Here is a 16,471-nt window from a genome sequence, read left to right as displayed (position 1 = left end):
AAAGTGTGTTTGTGACTCTTTCTTCTAACTGAACCTTGCCATATCATCTATGTGATAAATCAGTAACTCGAATAACTTGGTCCACTTGCTCCCAAATCAGAGGATTGTGGGTCGCAATAATAATGGTTCGATTCGGATTTTTTAAAGATTCTAGGATAGAGAGTAATTCCTCAGAGTTTTTGGGGTCTAGCGAAGCGGTTGGTTCATCTGCAAGAATCAAAGGTGGATCCTTTAAAATTATCTTCGCTAGTGCAACACGTTGTGCTTCTCCTCCTGATAATTCAAATATAGGTTGCTTCAAATCCAAATAAGAGAGGTTTACACGATTTAGAGCTTGTTTCATCAAAGAGATTTTCTCTTTTTCTTTCAACTTTTTACCAACTAAACCCAGATTGAGGTTCTCTTTGACGGTTTGGCTTTCAATTAAGCCAAAATCTTGAAATAAATATCCCAAGTAATCTCTAAAGAAAACAGAGGGTTTAATGTCTTTAAGAGAGGTGCCATCATAGATGATTTGCCCTTTATCATATGGCTCTAATCGCCCAATCATATTCAAGAGTGTTGTCTTACCACAGCCACTTGTCCCAATTAAGGCATAAATTTTCCCACCTTCAAAATGAAGATTCGTATCTGAAAATAGCTGACGGCTTCCAAATTTTTTAGATATATTCTTTAGTTCAATCATCCTATTTTCCTTTCATAATTGTCATAGAAACACGAGATTCTTTATGAGCTTGACGGTAAAGCGTCAAAACTGCACTAGCTAGAAAGACTAATAAAGTGAGCAAGCCAATCACCAAGTCTCGACTGCTTAAAATAAAGAGACTAGCACCAAATACAAAACTGGCAAATTGACTAACCATATACTGAGCATGTGTTTCAAAAAATCGTAAACCTGAAATTCGTTTAATCAAGATATCTCGACGGAATTGCTCGAAATATAGAAGATTGACAGAATAAAAGAGTAACAAGGAACTAGCTATTCCAACAATAGCTCCTAGGATTAAAGTTGCTGTTTCAGTTTGAACTTCATTATAACGAGTTAGATAAACACTTCTTCCTTCTTTAAGATAGGATACTTGCTCATAAATTCCTGCATTTTTCAAGAGTTTAATCCCATCTTCATATCCTTTGACAAAGATATTCTTACCAGCATTGATAGACCAACTAGATTTGGAAATGATACTATCACCTATAGATGTTGGAGTAAATACAACTAAAATCGGATCAGTCAAATACTGAGTGGATACGGGATTCTCACCGTTATTATAAACAAACCGCTTTTCTCCAGTTGGAAGATAACTAACAATCGCTCTCATTTCATACTCTAAAGGAGCACTTGCCTCCTCACCAGATTTTCCATAATAACTCAATCTTTCTTCAAAAGCTTTCTTAAGTTCTGCTTCCTGTGAACGAAGAGATTCTGGTAATAAGAGTCCAAATTCACCTTTTTGAAGATGGGCTAGTTTCTGTCTAGTATCATCATTTACAGTAACATTTTCCTTGTCCAAATAACTGGGACTAACATAGAGCGTATTAGCATCTGGACTATAGGTATCCAGTGTCTCTCCTTGTTCATTTTTTCCTTGTTCATTTTTTCCTTGTGGATTTGCAAAATGAATGAGATTATCTTTTACAAATAGAGCCTGTTCTTCTTCGATTGCTTCCTTGGCAAAGGCATACCACTTATTCTGATTTTCTGTATCTTTTCCTCTATCACCTAAACCAAAAGAAATTTGATAATAATCTGCTCTATCCTGCCATGCTTGTTTTGAAATTTCAAGTTCTTTCAATCGTTGGTAAGACGTCAAACCTGTCTTAACAGCGTAGCCTACTGTAAAGACAGCAACTAACTGACACAATAGGGTTAAAGCCATCAAGCGTTTAAGGGGTAATCTCCCCTTAATAACGGGAACTAATGCTTTGTAACTCAAACTCATTAGATAAAGGAGCATTAGTAAAATTGAAATACCCAATAAAAACAACAGATAGAAACTAATCCCAAAACCATAGGTGGCTAACAAGACAGGATAAAACAAACCTTGACTAAAAAGAACGACTCCCCCACCTAGGAAGGAAAGGAGGGCTGATAGAAGGAGCCATTTGATATCAGTAGATAAAGAATGCCCCATGATGGATAAGAGAGTCTGACCAGAAAAGAGTTTTATACCTGCAGCTCTCATTTCCTTAATCCGAGTGATAATCACTAAAGCAAAGAAAGATAAGCCAAATATTGCTAAACTAATTAAAATAAGGGGAATTAGTAACATTCTAAAAGCAAGAGAATAGGGCGGTGTCTTTCGGTCAGGAATTGCTTTATAACCCAGATCTCCTAATTTATCGGCTAGCTTTTCTTTCGTCAAGGAGCCTGACAAAAGGAGATAACTATTTAGCGGATCACTACGTTTACGACTTTCTTGGCTAGCTTCTTGGAATTCTTTTGGTAAAGTTCCCTGACCATAAGTTGCATAAGTAAAGTGAGTCGTCCCATCCTTACTCGGCTCTACGATTCTTCTAGCTATTAAACTCTGTTCTGAGTTTGCAAAATTCTCCAATTCCTGTTCAAATACCTCACGCGTCGGTTCCTGAGTATCTTTTTTGACACGAAGTAAGGAAACGGAATCATAGCTTGCAAATAAATATTGTGGCGCACGTAAGACAATAATCCAAGCAAGGAAGAAGCTGAGAAAAAAAGTTGATAATAATATGAATAGTTTCTTCATAGTAGACTCCTTGTATAAGAGAATAACCCTATAGAACAAAGATTTTATGTTTTATAAATTCTTAGAATTATTTTCCTAGTTTAATCCATTACACCCTGAGAACCAAGACAACAAATTTAATCCTTCCTTATTTTGAAAGCGATTTCTTATAACTTAAGTATATCACTTTCTATATAATCTATCAACATATTTTACCAAGATATCATTAGTAATAGAATTTTACAGTTTCCTTAGAAATAGATGTCGGAAAAGAATTTAATATCAGTTTTTACCATTCATACTATCCAAGCAAAAGAGATGATATTAACTAAAAAGCAATTCGAACTACTGTAAAATTCCTAGCAAAAAAGAGAGCCGAAACTCTCTTTTTATCTTCTTTTACTTTTATTGACCGACATGAGGGTAATATCTCGCAAGCTAAAGTATGCTAGGAAGAGCATGGCGATTGCAATAAAGAATTCTGTCGGTAGCTGAAAGATTTGCAGAACTGACAACATGAGCAAAATCAAAAGTGCTACGAAAGCAAAGACGACAAGGACGATATTGACTGTCCCTTTAATGCTTTCTGGTGTCGCAAATACATAGAGTAGTAATAAGAGGAGTCCTATGATTAAATAAACCATCTTTATCTCTTTCTAGCTCTTATTCAGCTGATTTTTTCTTCTTGTTAGCTTTCTCACGCTCTGCCTTGTTAAGGATTTGTTTACGCAAACGGATAGACTCAGGCGTTACTTCCATGTACTCATCGTCGTTCAAGAACTCAAGAGACTCTTCAAGTGTCAAGATACGAGGAGTCTTAATAACAGCTGTTTGGTCCTTAGTAGCTGAACGGACGTTGGTCATTTGTTTTGCCTTAGTGATGTTAACTGTCAAGTCATTTTCACGAGAGTTTTCACCGATAATCATTCCTTCGTAAACTTCAGTACCTGGGTTGACAAAGATCGTACCACGTTCTTCGATAGACATGATTGAGTATGTTGTAGCCTTACCAGCATCGATAGAAACAAGAGCACCACGGTGACGACCACCAATTTCACCTGGAATCAATGGCAAGTATTGATCGAAGGTATGGTTCATGATACCGTAACCACGAGTCATTGACAAGAACTCAGTTGAGTATCCAATCAAACCACGCGCTGGAACAAGGAAGACCAAACGAGTTTGACCATTACCAGTTGAAATCATATCCAACATTTCACCCTTACGTTCAGAAAGGCTTTGGATAACAGACCCTTGGTATTCTTCTGGAGTGTCGATTTGAACACGTTCAAATGGTTCACATTTAACACCGTCGATTTCTTTTACAATAACTTCTGGACGAGATACTTGAAGTTCATATCCCTCACGACGCATTGTTTCGATAAGAATTGACAAGTGCAATTCTCCACGTCCTGAAACAGTCCATTTATCTGGTGAATCAGTTGGATCAACACGAAGGGAAACGTCTGTTTGCAATTCTGCCTGTAAGCGTTCTTCCACCTTACGAGAAGTTACCCATTTACCTTCTTTACCAGCAAATGGTGAGTTGTTAACCAAGAAAGTCATTTGAAGAGTTGGCTCATCGATGTGTAGGATTGGAAGAGCTTCAACTGCGTCTGTCGGAGTAATGGTTTCACCGACAAAGATGTCTTCCATACCAGAAACGGCAATCAAGTCACCTGCTTTGGCTTCTTGGATTTCACGACGTTCCAAACCAAAGAAACCAAAGAGTTTTGTAACACGGAAGTTTTTAGTTGTGCCGTCAAGTTTAGAAAGGGTAACTTGGTCCCCAACCTTAACAGTACCACGGAAGACACGACCGATACCGATACGTCCAACGAAGTCATTGTAGTCCAAAAGTGACACTTGGAACTGTAAAGGCTCATCTGAGTTATCTACTGGAGCTGGGATATGGTCGATAATTGTGTCAAAGATTGGTGCCATAGTCGCTTCTTGGTCAGCTGGATCATCTGACAATGAAGAAGTTCCGTTGATCGCTGAAGCATACACCACTGGGAAGTCAAGCTGGTCATCATCTGCACCAAGCTCGATGAAAAGTTCCAAGACTTCGTCCACTACTTCTGCTGGACGAGCTGATGGCTTATCGATTTTGTTAACAACCACGATTGGGACAAGGTCTTGTTCCAAGGCTTTTTTCAATACGAAACGAGTTTGTGGCATTGTTCCTTCGTAAGCATCTACGACCAAGACAACACCGTCAACCATTTTCATGATACGCTCAACTTCTCCACCGAAGTCCGCGTGTCCTGGTGTGTCCATGATATTGATACGAGTTCCGTTATAGGCAACGGCTGTATTTTTAGCAAGGATGGTAATTCCACGCTCTTTTTCGATATCGTTTGAGTCCATAGCACGCTCTGCCAATTCAGTACGTGCATCAAGCGTTTCTGATTGTTTCAATAATTCGTCAACGAGGGTTGTTTTACCGTGGTCAACGTGGGCGATAATCGCAATGTTACGGATATCTTCTCTTAATTTTGTCATGATTTCCTCTATAATATTCAAAATTTATTTTCTAACTGAACGATTATACCATAATTTCAAGTAAATAACATAATTCAAGCAAGTGTAAATGTTTTCACTCCGCTTTTCTTTTCACGTCAAGCCTTTTCAAAGCAAGCGACTTATGATAAGATAGGCACAGTATGCGTTTAGATAATTTATTAGCCCAAGAAAAAGTTAGCCGAAAGGCCATGAAGCAAGCACTCCTCAAAGGTGAAATTCTCGTCGATGGTTGCCCAGCCCGCTCCCTAGCCCAAAATATCGATACAGGACTACAAAAACTCCTTTTTCAAGACCAAATCATTCGAGGCTATGAGCACACCTATCTTATGCTTCATAAACCTGCTGGTGTCGTTACAGCCAACAAAGACAAGAAACTTCCAACCGTCATGGACCTCCTTTCGCCTGACATCCAGTCTGACAAGCTCTATGCCGTCGGCCGACTGGACCGAGATACGACAGGACTCCTCCTCGTGACCGATAACGGACCCTTGGGCTTTCAGCTCCTCCATCCTCAGTATCATGTCGATAAGACTTATCGAGTTGAGGTTAATGGACTTCTGACACCTGACCATATCCAAGCCTTTCAAAAGGGAATTGTCTTTTTAGATGGTACTGTCTGTAAACCCGCAAGACTAGAGATTCTATCTGCAAGTCCTTCCTTCAGTCAAGCCTCTATTACCATTTCAGAGGGGAAATTTCATCAGGTAAAAAAAATGTTCCTCTCGGTTGGTGTCAAAGTGACTAGCCTCAAGAGAATCCAATTTGGGGACTTCACATTGAACCCAGATTTAGCAGAAGGTAACTACCGCCCTTTGAACCAAAAAGAGTTACAAATCATTAAAAACTATTTAGAGATGAGTCGATAAAACAAAAAAGCTTTAAAATTAAAGCTTTTTTTATTGTTTATCTAAAAACTACTGCGACGGCTACAATCCAGTTAACTACAGAAATCACAATTCCTAAGATATTAAGAATCTTTTCTATTTTATAGTCTAATTGTGACTCTTTTTGGTATGAAATAGCCAAGACCAATCCTATGATACCCAAAATCAGACCCACTATTGGAGAAAGCAAACCAAGGACGATAGATAAGATACCTAAAATAAGTGAAGGTTTTTTCTTTTCTTGTGAATTCATATTATAAAATCTCCTTAAAATTAATATAAATGATGATACCATAAAATGCTAGCTTTATCTATCATTCGACAGATTTTTACAGAATGTTAGCTAGTCTTCACTTTCCCTTTCCAAGAATCCAATCCATAAGAAAGGATATAAATCTCAGAAAAACCTTGTTTTTTCAAGTAAAGGGCTGCATTTGTCACACGTTGCGCGCGTTGGTTTTCGTAAAGAAGGACAGGTTTGTCTTTACGAAGGGCTGCAAGACTAGTTTTCAACTGACTTGAAGGAATATTGCGAGCCCCAAGAATATGTTTTCTGTGGAATTCTGCTGGATCACGCAAATCAATCAATTGACCCGTACGAATCAAGGCTTCAAACTCCTCATTGTCTACAATTTTAGCCGCACGGCGAATACGAAGATAGTTAAAACCCATCCACGCCAACATTGCTAGTATAAGTGCCCACAAAATCCAAGTAACCATTAGTTCTTTTCTCCATTTTTCTCAATATAATCCAATTCTACCTTGTGCTCTCTGCGTAGAACCGCTTCTGCTTCTAGATAGTCTAGTTTATCCATCAACCCTGCATCGTAAATCCGAGAGAGTTCCAACTTCATCAGTTCAATATCATATAAGCGTTTTCCCATATAAACAATAATACCAAATCGTTTGAGGAATTGCTGCACATCATAGAATGTTTTCATAAGACTCATTCTAGCAAAATTTTGTGTTTTTTTCAAGAAGAGACCACACAAGAAGTATCGCAGAAATTAAAAAAGCTGCATCTTCTGCAACTTTTTAATCTGGTGGAAAATAGCCCAACTGCTCAGCGATATGAATCGCCTCCTGCCTGTTAGCCACTCCCAATTTTGAAAAGATATTGGCCAAGTGATTGGAAACTGTACGTTTACTCACATAGACCTTGTCACAGACATCATCAATGGTCAAGCCATTTCTAACCAGTTCTAGTATCTCGATTTCTCGTGGTGTTAACACCTCTACCATCACTTCATCTGAAAAGACCTTACCACCTAGATAAATCTTTTCCAGTTTTTTCACCAACTCATCTGGGTCCATACTTTTGTCCAGAAAGCCATAAGCCCCCATAACTTTAGCTCGGTGTTCATACATTTTTTTACTGTAACCTGTCAAAATCACAACCTTACTAGAACAACCATTGTCGATAATCTCTTGTGCCAAGGTCAGCCCATCATCTTGATACAGACTCGTCAGGTTGATATCAATCAAAATAATGTCGTAGTCATTAAAAGCAATCTCCGAAATAGTCGAAAAATTATCTACTAACTGGACCTTTTTAATGTTTTCCGATAACTCTAAAATCATCTTGATACTTTGGCTAAATAATTTATGATCATCAATTAACAAAATTTTCATAACACAACTCCTTATCAATCGGGAGAGTAATTTCTACACGAAATCTCTTATTATTTTCAAAAATCTGCATTTGACCACCTAAAACACTAATTTTATTAGACATATTTTTCAAGCCATAACCTAAGGATTTTTCTGTTTGAAGGCAGTCATTTTCAGAAATGATAAAAATAGTGTCATCATGCACATTAATCTTCAAAGAAATCGTTCCACCACTAGCGTGCTTAACGGCATTGGTCGCCAACTCCTCAACCAGACGATAGGCAATTTTATCGTAAGGAGATAAAAGCCTAAAGTGAGCAGGAAACTGTGTGACGACTTCATTTTCTGCGTGATAGCGCTTGACAATCCGATTAATCAGCCCTTGATACTGGATGTCTAACTGCTCGTCTGTTTCTACCATTGGCTGATAATAATCCATCCGCTCACGAATCCGCTGAACCAACTCCTCTGTCACCAGATTGATCTGTTCACCAAAAGCTTGATTGCTACTATATTTATTGAAATTTTTTATCGCCATCACATTTTGCAGGATTTCATTGTGAAGAAATTCGGAGAACTGTTGTTCTGTGTCTTCATTTGCCAGCAGACTTTTCACCATACGATTACGCTTTAAAAAGAGAACTTTTACATAATCCCTAGCATCTAGCATTTCAGCAGAACGAAAAAGGCGAATCAATTCTTCCGAACAAATCCCGAACAATAGTAACATGATATTCAAGACCAAAAAGCTCGTGTTTAAGTCTAAATGAAAGATGATGAAAATGCCTACTAACAAAAACATAATCAGTAAAAACAAGCGTGAAAAAGCTTTTATATAGGACAACTTCAACTCTACTACCTTTTTCTGAAGAGAGTTAATAATTGTTTTGAGATGCAAAAAAGCAAGTATTCCAATAATCTCAAGATACCAGACTAGGTTCATCACTCCTGCGCCCCTCGTATTGATATACAAAAAGAAATAAGAAAGAGGCAATATTAAAGCTAATATCCACAAATTTCGTCTCTGATACTTGAGTCTACTTTTCAACTCTTTATGATATAAAATCAGTAAAATCAAGGGAACAAGATTTAAAAAGAAAGACGCAAACAAGGACAGAAATAGAAAAATTGAAGGACTTAACAGATACGAACTAATGGTGATTAGTGTCAACACAAAGGACACACTCAACAGTTCTTCTCCTATTTTCTCTCCCAGAAAGATAATAGACAGAGAACTATACACCAATAAAAAAGAGTTGAGCGGATGAAGAATATCAAAAAAGTGCAACAGGGTGCTCGCAACTCCTTGATTAAATATGGATTGCCAGCTAATGAGAAACATCATCAGGAGCAACCAGAGTTTCAACTCACTATACCGAAAGGTCACAATATTACAAATATAACTAAATGCAATTAAAGCAATAATCAGCAATAAAACCATCTGCAAGGAAAAATCTGTCGAAAAGTCCAGAGGAATCCTATAATAAATATAAATCATTAAAGCTAGATGATTAAAAATCGTCAACCACCACAATAAAAGTGAGTTTTTCGAGAGCGATTTGACAAACTGTTTCATATGTATCCACTTCCTGAACTACTTTAATATCATTATAACACAATACCAGAATTGTCGGATAGGCAACTCTGGTATTTGACTTAATTTTCAATAATTTCCCAACTTACTCTGTAAGTCACTAGCAGGTAAAGGACAAAGAGTAAGACCGCTACTCCCAGATAGGTGATATCTATAGAAATGCTGGTATTAGCGAAATTCTCAAAATAGCCCAAAAGAGCGGTACTCAAGGCAAATGCTAGCGGACCTGCGATGACCAGCGGAACCAAGAAATAACTTAGAATCTGTTGCAAAAGAATAAAGCGATTTTGCTTTCTCTTGTTCCCAAGAAGGTATAAGATTTGATAATCATTGACACTATCCAAAGCGCTTGTAGAAGTTTGAAGGGACAAGATACTGAGGGAAATAATGATAAAAATAACACTGACAAAAATCATGACAAAGACAATGACGCCCATAAATCCAAGATAAATCTCAAAAATTCTTCCTTTCGTTTGATAGACGAACGAATTCAACTCTTCTCCATCACGAGTGAAGTAGTATTTTTCAATCCACTGACTCAAGAATGTTTCTACTTCCCGTTTGTCTATATTTTCCTTGAAATTGGCAACATAGGTCGTGTGGTCTTCCGTCAATCCAACTACTACCTTATCTGGTACAATCAAGGTTCCTGAGTCATTTGTAGTTACTGAAGATAAAAAGTAAACTGTTTCAAGTGGCTTTGAAGAGGCAAGGTTGAGAGAACGACCGTTAATCATGAAGGTTTTGGTCGTTGATAGAAAGTCCTGGATCTGCTTGGCAGTTCCTTTATAATTGGCATTGACTAGAAATTGGTCTTCTGACAAGTCAACCGCTTTTTTCCCTTGCAGTTTGCGGAGATGATTGTAGGCAGAAATTCCTAAAATCGGTACTTTTGATTCAGGAAGTTTCTTATCATGATCCCAGAGATTGCTAGTATCAATCAAATCTTTATAAGTTAAATCACTAGAATAGATAGGGCAGCTGTACTCCTCTTTGATGAGGTTAAAGTCAAAGCCATCGGCTTTCAATCTGTCTTTGACAGATTCCTGAGAAAATTGAAACTCTTTACCACGGTAGAGATTGACAGTTACATCATAAGGTGAGTATTTGTTCAGCTCTCGGTTCATAGTCGTATAGGCACTACCACTAAAAACGAGTAAGCTGAGAGCCAGTGTCAAGGTCAAGGATAAGACAGCCAACGTGACCGAATTACTATCAGCTTGTTTTGAAAATTGACGGATTTTAAAAGTGTTTAGTTTGTTATAGTAAGTTTGAGGCAGTTTTCTAAGGGAAATCAAGACAAAATGGCTTAAAGTATTGTAAAACAAAATCACAAAAATCACGAAGACAGATACCAGCAAGATACCCCAGCTTTTCAAGAATGATAGATGGTGATAGTCTGAAAAATAGAGAGCACCAAAACCGATAACAGCTGTCGAAAGAATAAAGAGAAGTGCTTGAAGAACTGGCTTGCCTTTTGCCAAGACAGATTTCTTGACCCCATTTTCTTGAATGAGTGCAATGATATTTTTCTTTCTAAAGGTAAGAATGTCCATGACACCAACAATAAAACTGGTTACCAAATAGGAATAAACTAGTAAGATAACAGACTTGCTATCAAAGAAAAGCATACTACCAAAGTAATTGGCCATAAAAAATTCAGATGCAATCTTAGCTAGAATGACCAGTAAGATCAATCCAAGCAAGAAACCTAGAATCAAGGAAAAGATATTGACCAGCATGGTTTCAAAGAACAGGGTACGGATAATCTGCTTCTTCTTCATTCCCAGCGTTGCATAAAGTCCCAGCTCTTTCTTGCGCCGTCCCAGCACAAAATTTGTGGCGTAAACGATGAGAAAGGCAATCGCCGATAGAATCAGATAGGAAAGCAAGCCCATGTACTGGCTCATCACCGTCGTCAACATTTCCTTTGCCCCTGATAAACTTTGCATCACTGGATGGCTTGGTAAAGCATTAAAAGCGTAGAGCAAGCTATAAATCAATGTCAGACTGAAAAAATAGATGGTATAAGTCTGTAAATTTCGGAATACATTTCGTAAAATCAATTTTGGATACATACTCTCACCCTCCTATCTGGTACGACTGTAAATCTCTTGCAAATACTGTTCATTAGATAAGCTGTTACGTTCCAAATCATCCATAATCTTTCCATCTCTAAGTAGCACCATCCGTGAAGAGTACTTTGCTGCGGCAGGGTCATGCGTAACCAGTAAAATGGTAATACCAAAACTTTTATTGATTTCCTGCAAAAGTACCATCAGTTTTTCAGAATTGGCAGAGTCCAAGGCTCCTGTCGGCTCATCTGCGATAATCAGTTTAGAATCATCAATCAAGGCTCTAGCAGTTGCCACGCGTTGTCGCTGACCACCTGATAACTGATTAGGAAACTTATCTTTTAAGTTTTGGATGGCCAACTTATCCAAAATTTCCTCAATCTTATCCTGATGTTTTTTGATATTTTTCCCCTGAATTTGAAGAGGTAGAACAATATTTTCATAGACCGTCAAGGTTTCCACCAAGTTGTAGGCTTGGAAAATATAGGAAATGTTTTTAGCACGATAGTCAGCTAGTTCATTTTCCTTGGCATGGATGATGTCAAAATCTTCAAATCGAATCTCACCTGACGTTGGTTTATCAATCGTTGAAATACAGTTGAGGAGTGTTGTTTTTCCACTACCACTGGCACCCATAATTGCCAGAAATTCACCTTTTTCAACGGACAAGTTCACATCTAATAAAGCATGAACGATATTATCCCCTTGACCAAATGTTTTCGTTAATCCTGTTACAATAAGCTGTTTCATAATTTCATTCCTCCGTTTATTTATTACTCTCTTATTATACGGTTCCTTTCAATGTTTGGCATGAGTATTTTGTGCAATATATTCAAGTAATAAAAAAACCGATGCCTTTTTCAGGTATCGGTTGATGTTGATTATTTGCGATCGTTTCTTTTTTTCATAAAGTAAACAATCCCTATGACAACAACTCCTAAGACCAGTACAGGTGCATAGAAGTCTAGTGTTCCAATAATTCCTTCCATTTTATCCTCCTGTCAAAAAATAGAGAGTTTTATACACAGCGCACGTTTGGCGAAATACATTCATAAGAATATGTAAACCACCAACCACAGTGCCCCTGTGCTGTTAATCTAACAGCCGTACCATACCCAGCAGCAGATTTACCATTCAACTCTTGGCTATTAATTGCATAATCCAAAGAATCAATCTCAAAGTTATCTTGTTTTATTTGTATTTCTCCCGTAAATATAACACCAAATCAAAATGTTGTCAATGTTTTGAAATAAAACACTAGAATCTTCCTTTTGTTTTATCTAACAGCGAACATTATTTCTCGTAAACTCATAGGAATAGGTGAAATACAATCCACAGAGACCTGCTAGTGTCATTTTAAAAGCTATGTACCACTAGCTCCTGATTTCCCGAAAAGTTCTTGGTTTTCAACCTCAAAACTGAGAGAATCAATTTCTAAACGATTTGTATTTTTAGCCATAAGGTTGCCTCCTTCCTTCTTTTGGATGATCATCTTTACAATAACTAGTATAAACTCTAGTATTGGATAAGTAATGAGTAAATCGTGCAAGTTTCTTATTTTCGAGTAAAATTTTTAATCTTATTTATTAAATGATTTAGAAGTTTCTTCTTAACTACTTTACAGAGACCCACACACTCCCCCTGATTTTCCTATCTTCTTTGGCGATTCTGACGCAAGTGTGGTACAATAAAAACATGAGAATTCAACAATTACATTATATTATCAAAATCGTCGAAACTGGCTCCATGAATGAGGCGGCCAAGCAACTCTTTATCACTCAACCTAGTCTTTCCAACGCTGTGAGAGATTTGGAAAATGAAATGGGCATTGAAATCTTTATCCGCAATCCTAAGGGTATTACCTTGACCCGTGATGGGATGGAGTTTCTCTCTTATGCCCGTCAGGTTGTCGAGCAGACCCAGCTTCTGGAGGAACGTTATAAAAATCCTGTCGCCCACCGCGAACTTTTCAGCGTTTCTTCTCAACACTATGCCTTTGTAGTCAATGCCTTTGTCTCTCTGCTCAAGAAAAGTGATATGGAAAAATACGAGCTTTTCCTTCGTGAAACTCGGACTTGGGAGATTATCGACGACGTCAAGAACTTCCGTAGTGAGGTCGGTGTCCTATTTTTTAACAGCTACAACCGTGATGTTTTAACCAAAATGCTAGATGACAACCACCTGCTGGCTCACCATCTCTTCACAGCGCAACCGCATATCTTTGTCAGCAAGACCAACCCTCTAGCAAAAAAAGACAAGGTCAAACTATCTGATTTAGAAAACTTCCCTTATCTCAGCTATGACCAAGGGACGCACAACTCTTTCTACTTCTCAGAAGAGATTCTCTCGCAGGAATACCACAAAAAATCTATCGTAGTCAGCGACCGTGCTACCCTCTTTAATCTCTTGATTGGTTTGGATGGATACACGATTGCAACAGGAATTTTGAACAGCAACCTCAATGGAGACAATATCGTTTCTATCCCACTGGATATTGATGACCCCATTGAGCTGGTCTATATCCAGCATGAAAAAACCAGCCTGTCTAAGATGGGCGAACGCTTTATCGACTATCTACTAGAAGAAGTCCAGTTTGATAGTTGAGAAATCAGCAAAATTTTATTATAATAATCCAAAAAACAAAAGGAGATAAAAATGAAAAAAGTTATACTTGCGAGTACAGTTGCCCTATCTATTTTAGGATTCACTCAAGCAACTGTCCAGGCTCAAGAAAATAATGCAGAGTCAGTGCGAGAAAATGTAACAATTCCTCATTCAAGTACTTCAAAAATCGAAAACCAAGAAAAATCGAAAGAGAATCTTGAAAAAACAGACAATTCTTCTAAAATTGACGATAAAGAAGAAAAAATAGAGAAGAAGCCTGAAGAAACAAAAGTTGAAAAAATCAAAGAAGGTTGGCAAGAAGAAAATAATAACTGGCGATTTTATGAACACAATAAACCTGTTACCGACTGGAAAAAAATCCAAGGAAAGTGGTACTACTTTAACAAAGATGGAAATCGACTAAGCAATACAACCTTTGATGGTTATGTATTCAATAAAGATGGAGTAATGGCTGAGAACGGTTGGAACTTCATAGATGGAAAGTGGTACTTCGCTAATTCTTCTGGAAAAATTTCTCAAAATAAATGGGAAAAAATCAACGATTCTTGGTATTACTTCGACAAAGATGGGATTATGCTTAGTAATACAACCATTAACAGCTACTTGCTAACAAATAGTGGAGCAATGGCTGAAAACAAATGGGTTCTCATTGATAAACATTGGTACTTCGCTAATTCTTCTGGAAAAATTTCTCAGAATAAATGGGAAAAAATCAACGATTCTTGGTATTACTTCGACAAAGATGGGATTATGCTTAGTAATACAACCATTAACAGCTACTTGCTAACAAATAGTGGAGCAATGGCCGAAAACAAATGGGTTCTCATTGATAAACATTGGTACTTCGCTAATTCTTCTGGAAAAATTTCTCAAAATAAATGGGAAAAAATTGCGGGGTCTTGGTATTACTTCGACAAAGATGGAATCATGCTCAGTAATACAACCATTAACAGCTACTTGCTGACAAATAGTGGAGCCATGGCTGAAAACAAATGGGTTCTCATTGATAAACATTGGTACTTCGCTAATTCTTCTGGAAAAATTTCTCAGAATAAATGGGAGAAAATTAATGGAGTTTGGTACTATTTTGACAAAATAGGTATTATGTCTAGTAACCAATGGCAAGGTAATTATTATTTAAAATCAAGTGGAGCAATGGCTGATAATGAATGGATATTTGACAAAAATTATAATAGCTGGTTCTTTTTGAAGCGTGGTGGAATGTATGCATCAAAAGAATGGATTGGAGCTTACTATCTCAAATCTGGTGGTTATATGGCTAAGAATGAGTGGATATTTGATAAGTACTATAATTCTTGGTATTATCTAAAAGAAGACGGACAATATGTCACTAATATTTATAAAATATCCGGAAAAGATCATATCTTTAAAAATGATGGTAGATGGGTTAGTGAAGTTCCTGAAGGGTTTGTAAAAGGCCAATACAGTAAAACCATCTTTTTAGACCCCGGACATGGGGGAAGAGACTCAGGTGCATACTATTACAATGTCGCTGAAAAAGACCTCAACATGCAGGTATATCGTAAATTACGCAAAAAGTTAGAAGAACTTGGTTACAAAGTTCTTACTTCACGTGATAGTGATATTGACGTAGATTTTATTACAGAACGTTCTCGTATGGTTAACAAGACTAACTCTGACATCTTTATTAGTATTCACTTCAATGCGACTGGTAGTGCATACTCAAAATCTAGTGGAATTCAAACCTATTCCTACAGCGATGAACCTGATTATCCAAGTAAAATCAACCCATACTGGCATAACCATCCTGACCGTATGAGTGAGAGCAAGCGTCTTGCAGCCGCTATCCACTCTTCATTGTTAGCTGAAACTGGTGCTAAAGATGCTGGCTTATTGGAAAGTAGCTTTGCAGTTCTTCGAGAAACTGCTAAACCAGCCGTCCTCCTAGAGCTAGGTTATATGGATAATTTCGCTGAAAATCAACAGATTCGAGATAGCCACTATCAAGATAAGCTTGTAGCAGGTATCGTGAAAGGAATTCAAAAATATTACGCTGGTAAGTAAAAAAGGGCCTGAGACAAAATAGTTCTCAGCCACAAAAAAACTAGAGATTTCCAATTGCGGAACTCTAGCTTTTTAATTTTGAGTCGTTCTCTTATTGTATTTGAGGAGGTTATTGGCCATAAGTATCAATCCCATGTCAATTCTCACTTGACACTTCCCTCTCAGATTACATCTCTTGTAACCCAAACAAGCCTTTATCTGCCCAAAGACAGGTTCCACATCAATCTTGCGTTGAGCGAAAATCTGTCTACCTTCGGGAGATAAAAGCGCCTGACATTCTTTAGCTTTCAAGTTTTAATAGCGTTCGTTCATATACAGTCCCTTTTGAGGGGCTGATTCAGGTTCATCAGCGTAGTAAACCTTGATTTCCTGTTGAAAGTCCGTCTGTGTTTTCTGATGTTTGATATG

General features: G+C 37.6%; 16 protein-coding genes and 1 pseudogene. 3 read left to right on the top strand and 14 right to left on the bottom strand.

Features of this window, described 5'->3' with window-relative positions:
• Window positions 1–43: 43 nt before the first annotated feature.
• The 4 genes from B7692_RS01875 to typA all read right to left on the bottom strand — a co-directional run bounded on the left by B7692_RS01875 (window position 44) and on the right by typA (window position 5,207).
• On the bottom strand, window positions 44–685 hold the full coding sequence (locus B7692_RS01875; protein ID WP_000571283.1) for an ABC transporter ATP-binding protein: 642 nt from the start codon (window positions 683–685) through the stop codon (window positions 44–46).
• Window position 686: 1 nt separating this feature from the next.
• Window positions 687–2,723, bottom strand: a complete 2,037-nt coding sequence (locus B7692_RS01870) for a bacteriocin-associated integral membrane family protein (protein ID WP_084929745.1) — start codon at window positions 2,721–2,723, stop codon at window positions 687–689.
• Window positions 2,724–3,091: 368 nt separating this feature from the next.
• The gene (locus B7692_RS01865; protein ID WP_024056536.1) at window positions 3,092–3,346 is read right to left on the bottom strand and encodes a DUF3165 family protein; all 255 of its coding nucleotides are present in this window, start codon (window positions 3,344–3,346) and stop codon (window positions 3,092–3,094) included.
• A gap of 19 nt (window positions 3,347–3,365) precedes the next feature.
• Complete coding sequence (gene typA / locus B7692_RS01860; RefSeq protein ID WP_000164111.1) at window positions 3,366–5,207, bottom strand: translational GTPase TypA; 1,842 nt, start codon at window positions 5,205–5,207, stop codon at window positions 3,366–3,368.
• Window positions 5,208–5,368: 161 nt separating this feature from the next.
• On the opposite strand from typA, the gene B7692_RS01855 reads away from it, so the two are divergent.
• Window positions 5,369–6,094 carry a 16S rRNA pseudouridine(516) synthase gene (locus B7692_RS01855; protein ID WP_084929744.1) on the top strand — a complete coding sequence of 242 codons (726 nt, stop codon included), beginning with the start codon at window positions 5,369–5,371 and terminating at the stop codon, window positions 6,092–6,094.
• Between the two features lie 37 nt (window positions 6,095–6,131).
• Here B7692_RS01855 and B7692_RS01850 read toward each other — a convergent pair whose 3' ends face one another.
• The 9 genes from B7692_RS01850 to slmA form a co-directional block, all read right to left on the bottom strand.
• A complete protein-coding gene (locus B7692_RS01850; RefSeq protein ID WP_024057696.1) occupies window positions 6,132–6,365 on the bottom strand; it encodes a hypothetical protein in 234 nt (77 codons plus the stop codon).
• A gap of 86 nt (window positions 6,366–6,451) precedes the next feature.
• The gene (locus B7692_RS01845; protein ID WP_000259256.1) at window positions 6,452–6,832 is read right to left on the bottom strand and encodes a rhodanese-like domain-containing protein; all 381 of its coding nucleotides are present in this window, start codon (window positions 6,830–6,832) and stop codon (window positions 6,452–6,454) included.
• A complete protein-coding gene (locus B7692_RS01840; RefSeq protein ID WP_001808324.1) occupies window positions 6,832–7,062 on the bottom strand; it encodes a YqgQ family protein in 231 nt (76 codons plus the stop codon). Before B7692_RS01840 ends, B7692_RS01845 begins: the two co-directional genes overlap by 1 nt.
• Before the next feature lie 85 nt (window positions 7,063–7,147).
• A complete protein-coding gene (locus B7692_RS01835) occupies window positions 7,148–7,744 on the bottom strand; it encodes a response regulator transcription factor (protein ID WP_049512487.1) in 597 nt (198 codons plus the stop codon).
• The gene (locus B7692_RS11165) at window positions 7,725–8,453 is read right to left on the bottom strand and encodes a sensor histidine kinase (protein WP_239822229.1); all 729 of its coding nucleotides are present in this window, start codon (window positions 8,451–8,453) and stop codon (window positions 7,725–7,727) included. Before B7692_RS11165 ends, B7692_RS01835 begins: the two co-directional genes overlap by 20 nt.
• Before the next feature lie 926 nt (window positions 8,454–9,379).
• A complete protein-coding gene (locus tag B7692_RS01825; protein ID WP_045611993.1) occupies window positions 9,380–11,395 on the bottom strand; it encodes an FtsX-like permease family protein in 2,016 nt (671 codons plus the stop codon).
• A gap of 12 nt (window positions 11,396–11,407) precedes the next feature.
• Complete coding sequence (locus B7692_RS01820; RefSeq protein WP_045611995.1) at window positions 11,408–12,142, bottom strand: ABC transporter ATP-binding protein; 735 nt, start codon at window positions 12,140–12,142, stop codon at window positions 11,408–11,410.
• A 131-nt stretch (window positions 12,143–12,273) separates the two neighbouring features.
• Window positions 12,274–12,381, bottom strand: coding sequence for a QVPTGV class sortase B protein-sorting domain-containing protein (locus B7692_RS10760; RefSeq protein WP_020901952.1), 108 nt, complete (start codon window positions 12,379–12,381; stop codon window positions 12,274–12,276).
• Between the two features lie 29 nt (window positions 12,382–12,410).
• Window positions 12,411–12,587, bottom strand: coding sequence for a salivaricin M family lantibiotic (slmA, locus tag B7692_RS11160; protein ID WP_084929742.1), 177 nt, complete (start codon window positions 12,585–12,587; stop codon window positions 12,411–12,413).
• A 500-nt stretch (window positions 12,588–13,087) separates the two neighbouring features.
• Between slmA and B7692_RS01805 the strand changes: the two genes are divergently transcribed.
• Window positions 13,088–13,996 carry a LysR family transcriptional regulator gene (locus tag B7692_RS01805; RefSeq protein ID WP_001222582.1) on the top strand — a complete coding sequence of 303 codons (909 nt, stop codon included), beginning with the start codon at window positions 13,088–13,090 and terminating at the stop codon, window positions 13,994–13,996.
• Window positions 13,997–14,047: 51 nt separating this feature from the next.
• Window positions 14,048–16,063 carry an N-acetylmuramoyl-L-alanine amidase gene (locus B7692_RS01800; RefSeq protein ID WP_084929741.1) on the top strand — a complete coding sequence of 672 codons (2,016 nt, stop codon included), beginning with the start codon at window positions 14,048–14,050 and terminating at the stop codon, window positions 16,061–16,063.
• 72 nt (window positions 16,064–16,135) lie between these two features.
• Here the strand turns inward: B7692_RS01800 and B7692_RS01795 are convergent.
• Window positions 16,136–16,471, bottom strand: a pseudogene (locus tag B7692_RS01795) (transposase); the annotation flags it as partial.

The organism is Streptococcus mitis (genome assembly GCF_002096925.1).
Lineage (GTDB): Bacteria > Bacillota > Bacilli > Lactobacillales > Streptococcaceae > Streptococcus > Streptococcus mitis_AF.
The sequence above is the reverse complement of the archived record's forward strand: the minus strand, read 5'-3'. Positions and strand labels throughout refer to the sequence as shown.